15 protein-coding genes are annotated in these 17,893 nt (G+C 37.2%); 8 read left to right on the top strand and 7 right to left on the bottom strand.

What is annotated here, in order from left to right; all coding sequences use genetic code 11:
• The first annotated feature begins 31 nt into the window (after window positions 1-31).
• Both pyrR and QM524_RS07320 read left to right on the top strand, forming a co-directional pair.
• Window positions 32-568: a bifunctional pyr operon transcriptional regulator/uracil phosphoribosyltransferase PyrR gene (gene pyrR, locus QM524_RS07325; RefSeq protein ID WP_095160414.1), complete on the top strand. Its 537-nt coding sequence runs from the start codon at window positions 32-34 to the stop codon at window positions 566-568.
• 80 nt (window positions 569-648) lie between these two features.
• Entirely contained in the window at window positions 649-1,572 is a 924-nt protein-coding gene (locus QM524_RS07320) for an aspartate carbamoyltransferase catalytic subunit (RefSeq protein ID WP_095160614.1), read from the top strand.
• Window positions 1,573-1,934: 362 nt separating this feature from the next.
• Here QM524_RS07320 and QM524_RS07315 read toward each other — a convergent pair whose 3' ends face one another.
• Window positions 1,935-2,975, bottom strand: coding sequence for a glucosaminidase domain-containing protein (locus QM524_RS07315; RefSeq protein ID WP_283344075.1), 1,041 nt, complete (start codon window positions 2,973-2,975; stop codon window positions 1,935-1,937).
• Window positions 2,976-3,310: 335 nt separating this feature from the next.
• Window positions 3,311-4,411 carry a glycosyltransferase family 4 protein gene (locus QM524_RS07310; RefSeq protein ID WP_283344074.1) on the bottom strand — a complete coding sequence of 367 codons (1,101 nt, stop codon included), beginning with the start codon at window positions 4,409-4,411 and terminating at the stop codon, window positions 3,311-3,313.
• 240 nt (window positions 4,412-4,651) lie between these two features.
• Here QM524_RS07310 and QM524_RS07305 point away from each other — a divergent pair, with 240 nt between their 5' ends.
• The 3 genes from QM524_RS07305 (at window position 4,652) to QM524_RS07295 (ending at window position 7,712) form a co-directional block, all read left to right on the top strand.
• On the top strand, window positions 4,652-5,887 hold the full coding sequence (locus QM524_RS07305) for a M16 family metallopeptidase (RefSeq protein WP_095160417.1): 1,236 nt from the start codon (window positions 4,652-4,654) through the stop codon (window positions 5,885-5,887).
• A 108-nt stretch (window positions 5,888-5,995) separates the two neighbouring features.
• Entirely contained in the window at window positions 5,996-6,826 is an 831-nt protein-coding gene (gene pyrF, locus QM524_RS07300; RefSeq protein ID WP_166580031.1) for an orotidine-5'-phosphate decarboxylase, read from the top strand.
• A gap of 253 nt (window positions 6,827-7,079) precedes the next feature.
• On the top strand, window positions 7,080-7,712 hold the full coding sequence (locus tag QM524_RS07295) for a DUF1275 family protein (protein WP_283344073.1): 633 nt from the start codon (window positions 7,080-7,082) through the stop codon (window positions 7,710-7,712).
• A gap of 381 nt (window positions 7,713-8,093) precedes the next feature.
• On the opposite strand, the gene QM524_RS07290 is transcribed toward QM524_RS07295, so the two are convergent.
• The gene (locus QM524_RS07290; protein WP_095160419.1) at window positions 8,094-8,321 is read right to left on the bottom strand and encodes a hypothetical protein; all 228 of its coding nucleotides are present in this window, start codon (window positions 8,319-8,321) and stop codon (window positions 8,094-8,096) included.
• 15 nt (window positions 8,322-8,336) lie between these two features.
• Window positions 8,337-8,555, bottom strand: coding sequence for a hypothetical protein (locus tag QM524_RS07285; RefSeq protein ID WP_095160420.1), 219 nt, complete (start codon window positions 8,553-8,555; stop codon window positions 8,337-8,339).
• A 1,019-nt stretch (window positions 8,556-9,574) separates the two neighbouring features.
• Here QM524_RS07285 and QM524_RS07280 point away from each other — a divergent pair.
• A complete protein-coding gene (locus QM524_RS07280) occupies window positions 9,575-11,185 on the top strand; it encodes an amidohydrolase (protein ID WP_283344072.1) in 1,611 nt (536 codons plus the stop codon).
• 550 nt (window positions 11,186-11,735) lie between these two features.
• On the opposite strand, the gene glgB is transcribed toward QM524_RS07280, so the two are convergent.
• From glgB to QM524_RS07265, 3 genes are all read right to left on the bottom strand, one after another.
• Window positions 11,736-13,796 (bottom strand): 1,4-alpha-glucan branching protein GlgB, encoded by a 2,061-nt coding sequence (gene glgB, locus QM524_RS07275; protein WP_283344071.1) that lies wholly within the window; start codon window positions 13,794-13,796, stop codon window positions 11,736-11,738.
• Between the two features lie 309 nt (window positions 13,797-14,105).
• Window positions 14,106-14,723 (bottom strand): trimeric intracellular cation channel family protein, encoded by a 618-nt coding sequence (locus QM524_RS07270; protein WP_283344070.1) that lies wholly within the window; start codon window positions 14,721-14,723, stop codon window positions 14,106-14,108.
• 189 nt (window positions 14,724-14,912) lie between these two features.
• Entirely contained in the window at window positions 14,913-15,374 is a 462-nt protein-coding gene (locus QM524_RS07265) for an Lrp/AsnC family transcriptional regulator (RefSeq protein WP_095160424.1), read from the bottom strand.
• A 203-nt stretch (window positions 15,375-15,577) separates the two neighbouring features.
• On the opposite strand from QM524_RS07265, the gene QM524_RS07260 reads away from it, so the two are divergent.
• Both QM524_RS07260 and kbl read left to right on the top strand, forming a co-directional pair.
• Window positions 15,578-16,543 (top strand): NAD-dependent epimerase/dehydratase family protein, encoded by a 966-nt coding sequence (locus tag QM524_RS07260; RefSeq protein ID WP_095160425.1) that lies wholly within the window; start codon window positions 15,578-15,580, stop codon window positions 16,541-16,543.
• Between the two features lie 16 nt (window positions 16,544-16,559).
• Complete coding sequence (gene kbl, locus QM524_RS07255; protein ID WP_283344069.1) at window positions 16,560-17,753, top strand: glycine C-acetyltransferase; 1,194 nt, start codon at window positions 16,560-16,562, stop codon at window positions 17,751-17,753.
• Window positions 17,754-17,893: the final 140 nt, after the last annotated feature.

Genomic DNA, 17,893 nt, shown 5'->3' with positions numbered 1-17,893 from the left:
AATTCATAATTTAATATTATCTTTGCATCCAATGCAACGGAAACTTATTCTTTCAAGCCCCCTTTTAGAGATTACTATCAGCCGTCTCTGTCAAGAATTGATCGAGAATCACCAAGATTTTACTGATAGTGTCATCATTGGTTTACAACCAAGAGGTATCTTCTTTGCTAAACGTATTCAAGAAGAATTGTTAAGCATTACAGGCAAAAATATCCCATTAGGACAATTAGACGCTACTTTCTATCGTGACGATTTTCGTCGCCGTGAGCCCCTAAAGCCCAACGCTACTAAAGTACCTTTCTTGATTGAAAATAAGAAAGTTATCTTAGTCGATGACGTATTGGCTACAGGACGTATGGTGCGTGCTGCACTAGACGCTATGACGGCATTTGGTCGCCCAGATAAGGTGGAATTGTGTGTGTTGATTGACCGTATTTACAACCGTGATTTACCCGTAAAACCAGATTACGTTGGCAAAAAGGTAAATACTATTGATACCGAAAAGGTATTGGTTGAATGGAAAGAACAAGGCCATGAAGCCGATAGAATTTGGTTGATTACAAAATAATCTGATGGCACGATTCTTTTTGAGTCGTGTATTTTTTTGACTTATTTCATCGCATACTGCGTTTTGAGCTATATATTACCATGCAAAAATTAAGCACTCGCCATCTTTTGGGTATCAAAGACCTAACTCCTGAAGATATAGAACTCATCATGGCTACTGCCACTGAGTTTAAAGAAGTTATCAATCGTCCAATCAAAAAAGTACCTTCGCTTCGTGATGTGACAATTGCTAATGTATTTTTCGAAAACTCAACTCGTACACGTCTCTCTTTCGAATTAGCAGAAAAACGTCTTTCTGCTGACACCTTAAGCTTTTCAGCAGCGGGAAGTTCTGTGAAAAAAGGAGAAACATTACTGGATACGGTCAACAATATTTTGGCCATGAAAGTAGATATGATTGTGATGCGCCATGCTAGTCCGGGAGCACCACATTATTTGTCAAAACATATCAGTGCGAATATTGTCAATGCAGGTGATGGCACTCATGAGCACCCAACTCAAGCATTATTAGATTCATTTTCGATGCGTGAAAAATTGGGAGATTTAGCAGGAAAGAAAATCGCAATTATCGGAGATATTTTACACTCACGTGTTGCATTGTCTAATATTTTTGCCTTGAAAAAACAAGGTGCAGAAGTAATGCTTTGCGGCCCTTCTACCTTGATTCCACGACATATTACTGAGCTAGGTGTAACGGTTTGCCACGATGTTAAAAAAGCCTTGGCATGGTGCGATGTAGCCAACGTATTGCGTATTCAGTTGGAACGTCAGCAAATCAAGTATTTCCCATCTTTGCGTGAGTATTCTTTGTACTATGGTATCAACAAAAAAATGTTGGATGAACTAGATAAGGAAATTGTATTGATGCACCCAGGCCCCATCAACCGTGGGGTTGAGCTTACCTCAGATGCTGCTGATTCTCACCATTCTATTATTCTGGATCAAGTAGAAAATGGTGTGGCAGTGCGTATGGCAGTGCTATATTTGTTAGCAGCGCAGAACTAAGGATTAGTATTGAATTGTGAGGGAGTATTTAGTGTATAAGTATTTTAATAATAGGTTTTTATATTAGATGTGACTTTTGAGAGTTTCAGCATCAATACCCAAATATTCATCAAAAAAGGCGTTCGGAAATCTCATTTCGAACGCCTTTTTTGATACTATCTTTTAAAATGACACATCTTTAGACTCAAAATATTGGGTCTCTACAAGTGGAAAGTACCTTAAAATAATCACTCATTCACAAATCACTAAATGAGAGATGAATCATGTTAACTTAGCTTTAGTTTGTTGTGGGTAATTCAAAAAAATCAAAATACTGAGATTATGACCGCAAAGTACGGATACATCTTTTATTTACCAATGATTTAATCAAAACTAAGCAGATTATATTTTTCGATAATCTTCATCGTTCTATCGGCATAATACCTTCCTCCCAAATGGGTATAGCCTTTTGAGCCTAGCTGAAAAGCAAATCGATAGGCCGCATCATATTTCGAATATCCTCTGTCAAGAAGACTATGATATTCGCGTACGGTTCCCGAATAGTCTCGTTTCCATTTTCCTGTTTTGTGCAAGAAAACTTCTTCTACCAAAAACTTGATACATTCCGACCTTGACTTAAAAGAGCGATACCAGTTGTCTTTCCTTCTGGATTCGTCATAGACATATTGACCCTGTCCTGCATGTTTGAGTATTCTTACTCTACCGTTGTGTTCGTCTGCTTGTCCTATTAGTTGGTAGCCATCTGCTGAAGCTTTCCATTGCTTAATTCCAAAATAATTATTAGCAGCAATAGAGAGAGTACTGTACCCATAACCACTTTCAAGGGCTGCCATAGCCATAATTACACTAGCTGGCACACGGTATTTTTGTGCAAGTGGAAGTACTTCGTTTTGAATACTACTAAAGAATGTCCATGCCACCTCATTGGTAGGTTGGTATACAGGGTATACATTAGATCCACCTTTGCTACTCTCATCAAAAGTGTCTGAAAAAGTAGGTACATTGGGATTGGGGTATACCACACCAGCACCTGAAAGGGCAGATGTAATACTTCCACTATTATAACTAGCGCTTTTGTCGCTCGTATTGGGTGGCAAACTAGCGTTTGTGTATTCGTACTTAGTTTCTTTAGAGATTTGATTTTTGCCAGCAATAGTTATCTCTCCCTGAACTTCACTCAGGGTGTTGTTTTCTGGAGAAATGCCGACGAATTTGAGTTTTTTGGTACTTGCGTACACAAACCTGAATTTGAATTCGGCGTGATTGTTGGAAACGTAAGTAGAGCCAAGGCTACTGCCATTCACAAAAACACGAATTCGATGGATATTCAATCGTGTAACAAAATTAAAAAACACTTCTTGACCTGTTTGGGCGTATTTTGGATAATACACCTTGAGTTCCATAGAAGTATCTTTAGATTTTGCTGAGATTGAAAATAAGTTAAATATGAGTAAGGACAAACACATAAAGCCCTTGCAACTACTTAATGGCTTAAGTAGAAAAAGACTATTTTTCTTCATAACTCGGATAATACTTAGGGTTCTTGTATCACAAGCGGGTTGAGATTTACTCAACTTAGTGTCAATGTGTTACAAATTTTCAAAAACCGTGCCTATTGTATAAATCAGAATTATAAATATTAGATGTTTTTTTATGGATATTAAAATAAAAATGGTGGGATAAATTACCAAATGTTCGTTTGTGTGTTCTGAGAATAGATTTTACCGATTACTCATTGTTAAATTTTTTGATAAATTTTTTCTAAATCTTTTGCGATTTCTATTGAAGAAAACTTTTTGATGTAAACTTGCCCTTGTGTAACTAAGTTTTTTTGAAGAATAGGGTTTGAAAGTACTCGTTTTATTTCATCTGCCATACCCCTGACATCATAGGGGTTCACATAAATGGCTCCATTGCCACCAGCTTCTTCTAGGCATGAACCTGTGGCTGCTATAACAGGTATACCCGAATGCAGGGCTTCTACAATAGGAATACCAAAACCTTCAAAGATGGATGGGTAAACAGTTAAGGTAGCATTTTGATATAATGCAGGCAAATCCGCAAAGGGGACACCATTGATAATATGAACTCCCTTGAGATGTTTTTGTTGAATATAGTCCTCGATCTGATTTTGATAGGCACTTTTTCCTCCTACAAGTACCAAATCCACATCCTTGTTTTGAAGTTCCTCAAAGGCTTTCACCAAGGTAAGCTGATTTTTTCGGTCAGCAATTGTAGCTACACACAAGATATACGGCTTATCCAAATGATATTTCTGGCTAACAGCAGAAAGCTGTGCAGTCGATAACTGATTTTTAAAAGCCACATCACAATCTTGATATACTACCTCTATTTTGGAAGGGTTAATGTGAAGCATATCAACAATATCATTTTTGGTTTGCTCACTTATCGCCACCACACAATCGGCTTTTTCACATGCAGACTTAAATTTTTGTTTATAAATCCAACGGTCAATTGTGGGATATAATTCTGGATAGCGTATAAAAATCAAATCGTGGATAGTTACCACAGTTTTGATACCTGTTTTTTGAATTTGCCAAGGTAGTTCATTACTCAAGCCATGAAAAACATCGAGTTTATCTTTCTTTAATTGTTGATTGATACCCCAGCTCCGCCACAGGGGTTTGGGCATAGAGGTTTGTGGTAATTCGACATGCAATCTTTTATCAAACTGTACTTTGCTGTTGAGCTTGGGTGTGTAGGCAAAATATTCGTGTTGCGTAGGAGAAGCTAATAAAGATTCAATAATAAATCGGCTATAGTTTCCTAATCCTGTAAAATTTTGGAAAGCTCGTTTTGCATCAAATCCTATACGCATACTCTTGGGGGCTAATGGTGAATACTGACAAAACACAAAATTACCTAAACTTTCTGGCTACGAGAATGTATTTATTTAAAAATGTGTTATAACATTCAGGCATCTTATTTTCATAAGTAGTTTTACGAACCATATCAATCGCTTCAAAATTGTGTAACTTTGTAGTTCGATAAAAAAGTGCTTTAGAAATTAGTAAATAACTTGTCTGAGAACCACCATCAAACAAGGAAATTCATTAGAATGGACGGAATACAAGAATATACATTACCAAACGGTATCCGAATAGTACATCGCCAAGTAACGCATACAGCGATTTCACACATGGGTTTGATGCTCGATATGGGTAGTCGCGACGAAAAACCTCATCAACAAGGCTTGGCGCACTTCTGGGAGCACATGGCTTTTAAAGGAACGGACAAACGTTCGTCATTACAAATTATCAATCGACTTGAGGTAGTGGGAGGTGAGTTGAATGCTTATACTACCAAAGAAAAAATCTGTTTTCATGCGTCAGTACTAACTCCTCACTATGAGCGAGCATTAGAACTCTTGTCGGATATTACTTTTCACTCTGTTTTTCCCGACAAACAGGTAGAGCGTGAGCGTGGTGTAATTCTCGAAGAAATGTCGATGTATTACGATTCTCCAGAGGATGCTATTCAAGACGATTTTGATGATATTATCTTTTCAAATCATCAATTAGGACGTAATATTTTGGGTACACAAGAAAGTGTAAACGGATTTACACGTCAAGATTTACTTGATTTTATAGCTGAAAACCTAGATACAAGTCGTATTATTTTCTCATCGGTGGGTAATCTGCCTTTCAAAAAAGTAGTGACTTTGGTAGAGAAATATTTGAAGAATATTCCTGCTAAAAGCTCTAGTTTGGTAAGAACTCCTCCAGCTATTTACGCACCTAAAAATGTAGATCATAAACGTAGTATTACGCAAGCGCACGTAGCGATTGGTCGCACGGCCTACGAAATTACTCATGCCCAACGATTACCATTTTTTATGCTGATTAATCTCTTGGGTGGTCCAGGTATGAATTCACGTTTGAATCTGGCTGTAAGAGAAAAGAATGGCTTGGTGTATTCGATTGATGCAGGCTATACGCCATTTATTGATACAGGCTATTGGGGTATTTATTTTGCAACAGAACCCAAGCATTTGAAAAAAGCCAATGCCCTAATTCTGAAAGAGCTAAAAACACTCAGAGAAGTACCTTTGACTAAGACACAATTGCACAATACCAAAGAGCAATTGATGGGACAGATGGCGATGTCCGAAGAGGGTAACATGAGCTTTATGCTTATGATGGCTAAAAGTTTGTTAGATATTAATCGTATCGATACGTTAGAAGAGCTATTTGCTCAGATTCGTACGGTTTCGTCTACTCAACTTCAAGATTTAGCCAACGAACTTTGCCGAGAAGAGGATTTAAGTTATTTGACTTTCCTTCCTGAGAATTAAAGAGAATAACGAAGGTCATAGACTTAATCTCAATCTTACGAAGGTGGCACTTCTTCTAATAGCTACAGCCGTAGCTATTTTTCATGTAATACACAGTTGAACATAACAATGACAAAGCAAGAACTTTTCGGACAAATTTTGTCCAAAAAATCCTATTTATGCGTTGGTCTTGATACCGACCTTCAAAAACTTCCGAAGCACTTGTTGGATACTGAAGATCCTATTTTTGAATTCAACAAGCAAATTATAGATGCTACCAAGCAATATGCTGTAGCCTACAAACCTAATATTGCTTTTTATGAAGCTTTTGGCGCAAAAGGATGGGAGAGTCTTCAAAAAACATTAGCCTATATTCCCAAAGAATGTTTTACAATTGCTGACGCAAAAAGAGGCGATATCGGTAATACTTCTGGATTGTACGCGCGAGCTTTTTTTGACCCGAACTCTTCAGGACTTGATTTTGATTCGGTAACTGTAGCACCTTACATGGGAGAAGACTCGGTTACGCCATTTTTAACTTTCCCCAACAAATGGGTTATTCTTTTGGCATTGACTTCAAATGGTGGTAGTAAAGATTTTCAAACGCTTTCGGTAGGAAATAAAGCTCTGTTTGAGGAGGTATTAACCAAATCACAAGAATGGGGTACCGACGAGCAACTGATGTATGTGGTGGGTGCTACCAAAGCAGATATGCTTGCTCAGGTGCGTGCACTTGCTCCAGAGCATTTCTTGTTAGTGCCTGGGGTTGGTGCGCAAGGAGGAAGTTTAGAAGAAGTTTCTAAATACGGAATGAATAGCACTTGTGGTTTATTAGTGAACTCTTCACGTGCGATTATTTACGCTTCCTCTGGTGAAGATTTTGCTGAAAAAGCTGCCGAAGAAGCACAAAAAGTACAAGCTGAAATGGCTCAGTATTTGGATTTGTATTTAAAGAAATAATAGATACCTTACCATTTGGATTTGGCACCTATTCTAAGTATAAACTCTTAGAATAGGTGCCAATTTTCTTTTCCACTCATTTTTTGACTATTCTCCTAATATTTTTATCCAATTATCGAATTTTTTCGACTATATGAAAAAATGTTAATATATTTGTTTGTTGATATATAGACTTAAAAATTAATAGAAATTCTCATTTGTATTTCTCTCGGGTATCAAAGAGATTCTATACTTAATCACTTTATTACTAAAAATGAAGCTCAAAAGACTCATAACAATTGCCATTCCGTTTTCGATTATATCGGGGATTGTGAATATTTTGGGTATAAAGTTACTCGGTGTGGTCACTACCAACGTTACGGGGTTGTTTAGTTTGGGTGTACAATGGTGGAGCGATAATGAACATCAGTTTCCTTTTACGCTTACTATATATATATTGAGTTATTTACTAGGTTCATTTTTTAGTTCATGGTGGTACCATAGTTATCAGTTAGTCCCCAAAATGTGGAAAAAACTCATCACTCCCAGTGTGAATTTGTTGATAGTGCTTGTTGCTTACTTAATGAAAGAGCCATTTATTCCCAGTTTGGTATTTGCCATGAGTAACCACAATGCTTTTGCTTCCAATTTTACCTGTGCCAAAGTAAAACCATCTCAACTCACGGGTTTGGTAATGGATTTAGGAGTAGAATTATCAAAACTAAAATTTACAAGCCCCGAATCGAGAGGGTGTCTGTGGGATAGCATATTGACAAGACTCACTATTATTGTATTTTTTACTATAGGAGCAGTCATAGCAGTCACAAATCAAACTATGAGCTTGATGCTAGTTGCCGCAGTATTTTATATAGGTCTTATCATTAGTGTGTTGTCACGAAAATTTTAGAAGCGAAGTTTCTATCGATAAATAGGTGGTCTATTTACACACAAAATCCCTTGTAATTCATAACTACAAGGGATTTTGTTTATAATATTTTTAATATTAAGTAATAGGAAAGATTAAATTAAGTTAGTACGCAAAATAAAATATAAGATTGTGCTTTAAGCTTTCAGGTAACGGCTTTCGCTGGTGGGCTTTGGAAAAATGCATGTCTGTGGGTAGTAAAAAAACATTTTAACACTCCGTGCCTGTTGCCTAGTGCCTAAACACATAACTTAAATCTTGTTTTGCACCATTATTTAGTAGTATATCTGAGGAATAATTTGACTATTACTTTTTGATCGTGAATATCTTCAAATAACCAATATACTATTAACATCTTCCTATTTAGTAAGGAATAAATTCGAGTACGCTCTCATCCGTCAGAATCTTGTTGTTGGTGACCCAATCTTTAAGGTCTTTCATGTGTTCGTGTTTTACGATAACCTGCACCTTTTCTCTATTTTCTTTTAATATTAAAAATGCAGTACTCAGGAATTTCGAATAGGTTACGTAAAAAACATCTTCAGGACGATATGGCATAGAAAATGGCTTATTAATTTGGCGAGATCTCATATTAATATAATTAAGTTAAGTTTTGGTTTTACTCATCCTTGTGTGATATGCAATGTCCTTGCAGTTGGCAATCGAACCATCAATCCACCATTCGGGCGGTATTGTAATGTCTCTGATAATCCCTCTTTCGGTAAGCTTTACGCAAGCAACTTTGTATTTGTGTAGGTTAATAATGTCTTTATTTGTGATAATTCTGCCAGAATCCTTATCACGGTAAATAAATTTATAATTCATTGGTTAGTATTAATTCATGGGTTGCTATTGAATTTCAAGAAAAAGAAGGTTTATTGATGAAATTTCTCTAGTAATAGGTAAAATGATATTGTTTTGAACTGGTGCAATACTAATATCAAAAATAGCAAAAAGCAAGAAAAAAATGCTTAATTTATTATTTGTGTATATTTTTCGCCGTAAATCATGCTATATTCAACAATTATCATTTATGCTGATTTTAACACTAAAAGAACAAATTTGTTACTAAAACTGATAAATAAGAACTGTGAATATTAGTCTTGAAATTTTGTGCTTTAAAAGGTTTTTTCTGCGCCAATGAGATATTGGTCGCTTTTATTGGCATGAAACTTGTTTTATATGGGTCGTAGCAGTTTGTATGCAAAATTGCACGTTGAGGTGTCAGTTCATGAGATAAAAATGGTATTGGTTAGATTTTTTCAAAAAAATTTCAAAAAAAACTCCAATAAAATTTGTTTGGCACGTTTATTGTTAATACATTTGTAATGTAAATCAAGAACAACAAAATAAAGGTTTACAAAGTGAGCAAATAAGCCCACAATTTAGATTAGAACTAGCAATTGAATAACGTTTCAATTCAAAGATATTAGGTTAGATATTGACCGCTTTTTCAACGTAGTGCCGCACACGCTACTAGAATGGTGATTGAGCCGCTACTCAATCACCAAAAAAAATTTAAGGTTGAAAATTTTCAACTGAGTGAGTAAAGCTAATGCTTGAAAGCAAAAAAACTTTAGAGCTTCGGCTCATGGGTGGATTACCCAAAAGATAACTACTTAGGCGGATTGCGTAAAGGCTCGGAGCATTGCTGCGGGTCTTTATTATTTTATACCCTTTTCATCTTTTACATAATAGGTATTTCTTATTATTTTTTTCCATTCCTCTCGATTTTCCTTTCATCTCATTTACAAATCCTTAATTTTAATATATTTTTTCTAATCCAATAGCATTAGTGCTTTTGTGTTGGATAAAATCTTACTTCAAACTAAAACTAAATTATCATGAAGCAAATTTTCCGAAAACTTCCAACACTCCTGTTGGTTGTAGGTACATTTTTGACCCAACCAATTGTAGCCCAAAAGCTTTCTCCTCAAAAACTAAAAGCACTTCAAAAAGAAATCATCGAAGAAGTTGACAAAAAGAAGGAATTTTCTGCTCAAGTCAATGATATGATTTTCAGTTTTGCCGAATTAGGATTTCAAGAAACTGAAACTTCTCAGTACTTGATCAACCTGCTGGAAAAAGAAGGTTTTACGATTCAAAAGGGTATTTCTGGTGTCCCAACTGCTTGGATCGCTACGTGGGGTTCTGGCAAACCTGTAATAGCCATTGGTTCTGATGTCGATTGTATTCCAAAAGCCTCTCAAAAACCTGGCGTAGCCTACCACGACCCAATTGTAGACGGTGCCCCTGGGCACGGAGAAGGACATAATTCTGGTCAGGCACTCAATATTACTTCAGCATTGGTGCTCAAAAAAATCATGGAGCGTGAAAAGCTTTCAGGAACGCTAATGCTTTGGCCAGGAGTAGCAGAAGAATTGGTCGGTACAAAGGCTTTTTATATTCGTGACGGTTATTTCAAGGATGTAGATGCTTGTATTTTTACCCATGTTAACAGCAATTTGAGTGTAAAGCATGGTGATGCAGGAAATAATGGATTAGTATCTGTAAAATTTAACTTTGAGGGGGAAGCTGCTCATGCTGCTGCCAATCCTTGGCGTGGGAAAAGTGCTCTCGATGCCGTAGAATTGATGAACGTAGGCTGGAATTACAAAAGAGAGCACCTTTTGCCAACACAGCGGTCGCATTATGTGGTAGTAAATGGGGGAGACCAGCCAAATGTAGTGCCTTCAAAAGCCTCAGTTTGGTATTATTTTAGAGAACGTACTTATCCTAAAATCAAAGAGTTATATGATTTTGGTAAGAAAATAGCGCAAGGTGCCGCTATGATGACAGATACTAAAGTTTCGTGGGAAGTACTAGGAAGTGCATGGCCCGGTCATTTTAACAAACCTATTGCCGAAAGAGCATTCTCGCATATCAAGCGAGTAGGTTTGCCAACGTGGTCGGAGGCTGATCAGCAATTGGCGAAGGGTATTCAGCAAGAGCTTAGCTCTCCTGAACAAAAAGGACTTCGTGCAGAAATAGATACCGTTTTGGAAGTTGTAGGCTCAATGGGAGGAGGTTCGGACGACATTGCTGATATATCTTGGTCGTTGCCAACCATTGTATTGGGTTATCCTTCAAATATTCCGGGTTTGCCGGGGCACCACTGGGCAAACGCTATTTCGATGGCAACTCCTATTGCCCACAAAGGAATAACAGCCGGAGCGAAGGTGGAAGCACTTACAATATTAGACTTACTAAATGAGCCAAAGCTCATTGAAAGTGCATGGGATTATTACAAAAATGTACAGACCAAAGATATTAAATACGAACCGTTGATTGCTCCAACCGATAAACCAGCGATTGCGATTAATGCTAATATTATGGAATTGTATCGTCCAAAGCTCAAGCAGTATTACTTTGATCCAACAAAGTATAAAACCTATTTGGAGCAGTTAGGTATTCAATACCCTACTGTTCGAAAAGTAGAACAAAAGAAAGACTAATCTCTCGTTACGATAGCGCAGTATAGTCCAAAATGTCTGTACTACGCTATTTTTCAAATGAATGAAATTTCATTACTAACGATGAATAATCTTCTACCAACGTTGAGAGTACAACGGACAGATGTTGTTAGCATTAAATTTTAATATTAAAGCATCAAAATTCCATCTTTCATGTAAATCTTAGAAAAATACTAAACATTTATATTGCGGATAAAATTAATTGTACTAACTTTGAATTGTCAGAGGTTCACAAATGTGGCGGCAGGAGTGAATTCAATGACAAAATTTAATTTATGTTAATAATTAAGATAAAATAACTGTGGCGGCAGTGATGTTTATTGGCATTATTAAACAACAATAGCCTAAGTAATCTTAAAGTAATCCTCTAAATAGGAGAACTAAAAAAAACAAGAAAACCCTTGGAGTGGCGGCTTCGAGGGTTTCGTTTTTTATAGGGTTCAAGTAAGTAAATTCCTTTTTAAAAGAAACTCTAATAGTACTTTATATTTAAAAGAAAATCGACTCCCATTGCTGAGAGTCGATTTTCTTTTTATTTCACTTTTAATACTAAACCACCTAATGGAGGAAGGTTTAGTGGAATCGAATATGCTTTTCCTTGCCAAGAAACCTCCTCTGCAAAGATTGGTTCTGGGTTTGTTTTTCCACTTCCACCAAACTTAGTATCATCAGAGTTTAGAATCTCTTGCCAAACTCCTTGCATTGGAACTCCAATACGATAGTTGTTATGAGGAATTGGAGTAAGGTTCAAGACTATAATAAGCTGTTCTTTGTGCGAATCGCCTTTTCTTGCGTAAACTACCACCGAGTTGTTACGGTCTGAAGTATCAATCCACTCAAAACCTTCTGGAGCAAATTGTTTATCAAACATCGCATGTTCGTTGCGATAAATTAAGTTCAATTCTTTAACAAGATTTTGAACTCCTTTATGATAGCCGTGGTCTAATAACCACCATTCAAGGCTTTTTGAGAAATTCCATTCTGATGTTTGACCAAACTCACCACCCATGAACAATAGTTTGGTTCCCGGGTGTGTAAACATATAGGTAAACAACAAACGTAAATTTGCAAAACGTTGCCATTCATCGCCTGGCATCTTACCTACCAATGATTCTTTTCCGTATACTACCTCATCGTGAGAAAGAGGCAACATAAAGTTTTCAGTAAAGGCATAAACCGTTGAGAATGTCAGTTGATCTTGGTGGTATTTACGGTACATTGGGTCTTTTTCGAAATACTTCAATGTATCGTTCATCCAGCCCATCATCCATTTTTGACCAAATCCTAAACCTCCTGTGTATACTGGGCGAGAAACACCTGTAAAGGAAGTAGATTCTTCGGCGATGGTTTGTACGTCTGGGAATTCGGCATAAAGAATTTCGTTTAACTCACGGAACAACGAAATAGCCTCAAGGTGATGATTACCACCAAAAATATTTGGCTCCCATTCGCCATGATTACGCGAATAATCCAAGTATAGCATCGATGCCACAGCATCTACGCGCAAGCCATCAGCATGGAAGCGCTCTAGCCAATAAATAGCATTTGAAATCAAGAAGCTGCGTACCTCGTTGCGACCATAATTGAAAATATACGATTTCCAATCAGGGTGATAACCTTTACGCATGTCTGGGTGCTCAAAAAGATGTGAGCCATCATATTCATAGAGTCCGTGAGCATCGCCAGGGAAGTGTGATGGTACCCAGTCGAGAATAACGCCAATATCATTTTTATGACATTGTTCTACCAAATACATAAAGTCTTGTGGTGTACCAAATCTCGAAGAGGGAGCAAAATATCCTAATACTTGATAACCCCACGATGGTTCGTAAGGGTGCTCCATCACAGGCATAAACTCGATGTGTGTAAATGCCATTTCTTTAACGTAAACAACTAGCTCATCTGCTAGTTCAACATACGATAGTTTCTCTTCGTCAGCTTTACGACGCCATGAGCCGATATGTACTTCATAAACTGACATTGGAGACGAGAGTGAATTTTTACTCTTACGAGTTGCCATCCAGTCAGTATCTGTCCATTCGTACCAGTTATCCCATACAATCGATGCTGTTTTAGGAGGTGTTTCGAAGTAGTGCGCATAAGGGTCAATTTTTTCGAGTTTACGACCATCATGAGCTTCGATACAATATTTATAAGCCTCTCCTTTACCGATATGAGGGATGAATCCTTCCCAAATACCAGATTCGTCCCAACGGACAAAAAGGTGGTGAGAGTCTTTATTCCAATAGTTAAAATTACCAATGACCGATACACTTTTTGCTGAGGGTGCCCAAACAGCGAAATAAGTACCTGCCACACCTTGATATTCGGTGGTATGAGAACCCAGTTTTTCGAATAATCTAAAATGTTTTCCAGATTTAAACAACGAAATATCGAAGTCGGAGAAACGAGTAAACGCTTCTACATTCTTTAACTCGACAGGAGGAGCTGCGGGCGTTTGGTCAGCAACAATAGTAGTTTCGACAACTGGCGCTTCTTCAGCAGTTTTTTTTGAGACTCTTTTTTTTGCAGGAGCTTTGGTTACAGCTTTTTCTTCTTCAGATTGAGTTTTTGCCTTGGTGGTCTTAGCCATATTTTCTGAAATGGTTAATGGATTAAATTTCAAAAGGAACTAGATAGACTTTGGTAAAGATAGAGGTTGTCATAGTACAATCATTGAGAATAGGTGAAAATTTGACATTAACGCTTATTTCTTTTTCGTTATTTAAATCTTCGAGTATTCTTTTAGAGGTGTTAGTTTGATTTATCATGCAAAATTCTGAAGGAAATACATAAATTGGCTTTGGGCTTTGAGCTATGTGCCATAGAATTAACTACAACCAATAATCTATTGATTGGATATTACTGCTAAAGTAATATTTTTTAAAAGTTTTTCACAATTTCAACTGGATTTATTCGTATTTGTCTGAGGCAACGACAGGCCATATTTCCATGAAAGAATACGAACAGCAAAGATGATGAAGATGGTAATTTGATTTGAGTATGCTTCTAAACTTGATATGCTTTTGATTTGATAAAACGTGAAAAAGCCTACTAAACAAGCGGTTGCATATATTTCTTTTCGAAATAAAACAGGTATTTCGTTGAGTAATATATCTCGAATCACGCCTCCAGCGCAGGCTGTACAAGTGCCCAATAAAAAGCTACTTAATACTTCATTGTTTTCAGAAATACCCCTTTGATACCCCAATACATAAAAACAACCCAAACCGAGGGCATCAAAAATTTGAAGTGGAATATCTACTTTGGGAATCCATGTTGCAAAAAGAATTGCTACGATGGCACTGATAAAAATGATAAAAATCAAGGCTTCATCATGAATCCAACGCACTGGCTGACCCAGAAATACATCGCGAAGCGTACCTCCACCAACGGCGGTTACAAAAGCTACCACAATAACCCCAAACCAATCCAATCTTTTTTGAATACCAGCATATGCGCCCGATATACTAAAAGCCACTGTGCCCAAAATACTGATGATTTTGTAGAGGTGCTCCATAATTAATGATGAATAAGTGAATTGTGAATGACGAATTAGCTGTTTACGCTGATTTCGGGAAATTTCTAGTGATAACAAAAACTGTTTACTTTCTCAAAGATATTTCTGATCCAAGCGTAATGCTAAAAGTTTAGTAATCGATGACGAATTGAGAACTAATGAGTTTAATTCGTCATTCACAATTCACCATTAAAAACTATAAGAATACGTATGTTTGATTTCTTTCAAAACGAAAGTTGTGTTTAGGACACCGATGTTTTCTAGTTTTGAAAGTTTGTATTTAACGAAGTCATGATATTCGTCGAGACTTTTGATATAAATCTTTAGTAAAAAATCTACCTGACCCGCCATGTGATAGCATTCATGGATTTCTTCCAATTGCTGAACAGCCTGTTCGAATTTCTCGATAAACTCCTCATTATGATAGCGCATAGATACCTGACAGATACACATAATAGGATTGTCGAGCAAGGTTTTGTCAACAATTGCCACATATTGCTTGATGTATCCAACGCTTTCTAGTCGGCGAATTCTCTCATAAACAGGGGAGATAGTCAAGCCCAATTGATTGGCGATTTCTTTGGTTGTTACTTTAGCATCTTGTTGTAAAATCCTGAGGATTTTTTTGTCTATTTCGTCTATTGCTTCCATAAAAGTAAATTTTTCTACCCAAATAATATTTTGCCTTCTTGGAAAAGTAAAAATTATGGTAAAAATATTATAATAAAGTAATTTTTATTGAAATAATCTATATGTTTTGATAAATATAACTGAAAATATAAATTTGTGCCAATATAATTACTGATAAATATGTTTTTATCAGTAATATTTTTGAATTACACTCATCAACTACTATGGCAAAAGACAAAATTTTAGTAATTGGTGCCAATGGTCAAATTGGTACAGTATTGCTTGAGCAATTACGCAAGATACATGGTACAGACCAAGTAATTGGCTCAGATATAGTAGCTCCTCGTGAGGAGAATGGTCCGTTTGTAGTATTGGATGCCACCAATGTTTTGGCTATGGTCGAAACAGTCCATCGTCATGGCATTACCCAAATTTATCATTTAGCCGCAGTCCTTTCTGCCAAAGGCGAGTTAGACCCGCTTCGTGCTTGGGAGCTTAACATGAGAACCCTCTTCAATGTTTTTGAAGTAGCTCGTGAAGTAAAGCTCGATAAAGTATTCTTCCCTAGTTCAATTGCCGCTTTTGGCGATAGCGCTCCACAATACGATACACCACAAGCTACCTATTTGGACCCGTCGACTGTATATGGTATTAGTAAAGTTGCAGGCGAAAACTGGGCTGGTTATTATCATAAACGTTATGGGGTAGACATTCGCTCTTTGCGTTATCCTGGGGTAATTAGTTATCAATCAATGCCTGGCGGAGGTACTACAGATTATGCTGTGGAAATATTCCACGAAGCAGTTCAGCACAAGCCATATACCTGCTTTTTGCGTGAAGATACGCTTTTACCTATGATTTATATGGACGATGCGATTCGTGCGACGCTAGAGTTAATGGAAGCGCCAGTGGAAAATATTCGCATTCGTAGTTCGTATAACTTGGCTGGTGTGAGTTTTACACCTGCTCAAGTTACAGCTGAAATAAAAAGGTATTACCCTGATTTTGAGGTACAGTACCAACCAGATTTTAGACAAATGATTGCTGATTCATGGCCTAAATCTGTAGATGATACAGCTGCTTACCAAGATTGGGGTTGGAAACCTCAATTCGACTTGGCGCGTATGACACAGGTCATGATTGAAAAATTATCTGAAAAATACCAACAAAAACTCTTAATTACTCAATAATAACCAAGTATTATTTATGTACGGAAGTGTAAAAGAGGCTCTTCAACTAGAGTTAGATAACATCAAAGAAGCAGGACTATACAAATCAGAACGTATCATTGTGAGTCCTCAAGCTGCCAATATTCAAATTAATACAGGTAAAGAGGTACTCAATTTTTGTGCTAACAATTACCTTGGATTATCCTCACACCCAGAGGCTATCAAGGCAGCACATGAGGCCATCGATACCCATGGATTTGGTATGTCGTCAGTTCGTTTTATTTGTGGAACACAAGATATTCACAAAGAACTTGAACAAAAAACTGCTGAGTTTTTAGGCATGGAAGATTGTATTCTTTATGCCGCAGCATTTGATGCCAATGGAGGTGTATTTGAACCACTGTTGAACGAACAAGATGCTATTATTTCTGACGAATTAAATCACGCGTCTATTATTGATGGTATTCGTTTATGCAAAGCAAAACGCTTTAGATACAAGCACAATAATATGGCAGACTTAGAGGAGCAGTTAAAGGCAGCTCAAGGAAGTCGTCGTATTTTGGTAGTTACCGATGGCGTGTTCTCGATGGATGGTACCATTGCGCAGCTAGACAAAATCTGTGATTTGGTTGAGCAATATGGTGCTATGATTATGATAGACGAATGCCACTCATCGGGCTTTATGGGTAAAACGGGTCGTGGTACGCATGAGTTTAAAAATGTGATGGGTCGTATCGACATTATTACTGGTACTTATGGTAAGGCGCTTGGTGGAGCATCTGGTGGATTTACGGCTGCCCGTAAAGAAATCGTAGAAATATTGCGTCAGCGTTCTCGTCCATACTTGTTTTCAAATACCCTTGCTCCAGCGATTGTTGGCGCTTCTATCAAGGTATTAGAAGTTTTGAGTAGTTCGACGGCTTTACGTGATAAACTAGAAGCCAATACCAAATATTTCCGTCATGCTATGACCGAGGCAGGCTTTGATATTTTGCCAGGGGAGCACCCAATCGTACCAATCATGTTGTACGAAGCTAAGCTTGCGCAGGAATTTGCTGCTCGTTTATTAGAGGAGGGGATATATGTGATAGGATTCTTCTATCCAGTTGTGCCTCAAGGCAAAGCACGTATTCGAGTACAAATTTCGGCAGGACATGATATGGAGCACCTCGAGAAAGCAGTAGCCGCTTTTACCAAAGTAGGTAAGGAGCTAGGTGTTTTGAAGGACTAATGTCATGTTTGTGATTATTTGATAAAAAATAGTAAAAAACATTTAGTGATTTGACATGAATCACGGATGTTCCATAGTTTTAATAAGAGGCATTTATTAACTTTGTGTCTCATAAACAACAATTTATTATTTATTCGGGA

It is taken from the genome of Flectobacillus roseus, assembly GCF_030056595.1.
Classification (GTDB): Bacteria; Bacteroidota; Bacteroidia; order Cytophagales; family Spirosomataceae; genus Flectobacillus; species Flectobacillus roseus.
The sequence above is the reverse complement of the archived record's forward strand: the minus strand, read 5'-3'. Positions and strand labels throughout refer to the sequence as shown.

What these genes read in the sequence shown, in the direction of transcription:
- pyrR (WP_095160414.1), top strand. Translation starts at nt 32, where the DNA reads ATGCAACGGAAACTTATTCTTTCAAGCCCCCTTTTAGAGATTACTATC.
- QM524_RS07320 (WP_095160614.1), top strand. Translation starts at nt 649, where the DNA reads ATGCAAAAATTAAGCACTCGCCATCTTTTGGGTATCAAAGACCTAACT.
- QM524_RS07315 (WP_283344075.1), bottom strand. Translation starts at nt 2,975, where the DNA reads ATGGAACTCAAGGTGTATTATCCAAAATACGCCCAAACAGGTCAAGAA.
- QM524_RS07310 (WP_283344074.1), bottom strand. Translation starts at nt 4,411, where the DNA reads ATGCGTATAGGATTTGATGCAAAACGAGCTTTCCAAAATTTTACAGGA.
- QM524_RS07305 (WP_095160417.1), top strand. Translation starts at nt 4,652, where the DNA reads ATGGACGGAATACAAGAATATACATTACCAAACGGTATCCGAATAGTA.
- pyrF (WP_166580031.1), top strand. Translation starts at nt 5,996, where the DNA reads ATGACAAAGCAAGAACTTTTCGGACAAATTTTGTCCAAAAAATCCTAT.
- QM524_RS07295 (WP_283344073.1), top strand. Translation starts at nt 7,080, where the DNA reads ATGAAGCTCAAAAGACTCATAACAATTGCCATTCCGTTTTCGATTATA.
- QM524_RS07290 (WP_095160419.1), bottom strand. Translation starts at nt 8,321, where the DNA reads ATGAGATCTCGCCAAATTAATAAGCCATTTTCTATGCCATATCGTCCT.
- QM524_RS07285 (WP_095160420.1), bottom strand. Translation starts at nt 8,555, where the DNA reads ATGAATTATAAATTTATTTACCGTGATAAGGATTCTGGCAGAATTATC.
- QM524_RS07280 (WP_283344072.1), top strand. Translation starts at nt 9,575, where the DNA reads ATGAAGCAAATTTTCCGAAAACTTCCAACACTCCTGTTGGTTGTAGGT.
- glgB (WP_283344071.1), bottom strand. Translation starts at nt 13,796, where the DNA reads ATGGCTAAGACCACCAAGGCAAAAACTCAATCTGAAGAAGAAAAAGCT.
- QM524_RS07270 (WP_283344070.1), bottom strand. Translation starts at nt 14,723, where the DNA reads ATGGAGCACCTCTACAAAATCATCAGTATTTTGGGCACAGTGGCTTTT.
- QM524_RS07265 (WP_095160424.1), bottom strand. Translation starts at nt 15,374, where the DNA reads ATGGAAGCAATAGACGAAATAGACAAAAAAATCCTCAGGATTTTACAA.
- QM524_RS07260 (WP_095160425.1), top strand. Translation starts at nt 15,578, where the DNA reads ATGGCAAAAGACAAAATTTTAGTAATTGGTGCCAATGGTCAAATTGGT.
- kbl (WP_283344069.1), top strand. Translation starts at nt 16,560, where the DNA reads ATGTACGGAAGTGTAAAAGAGGCTCTTCAACTAGAGTTAGATAACATC.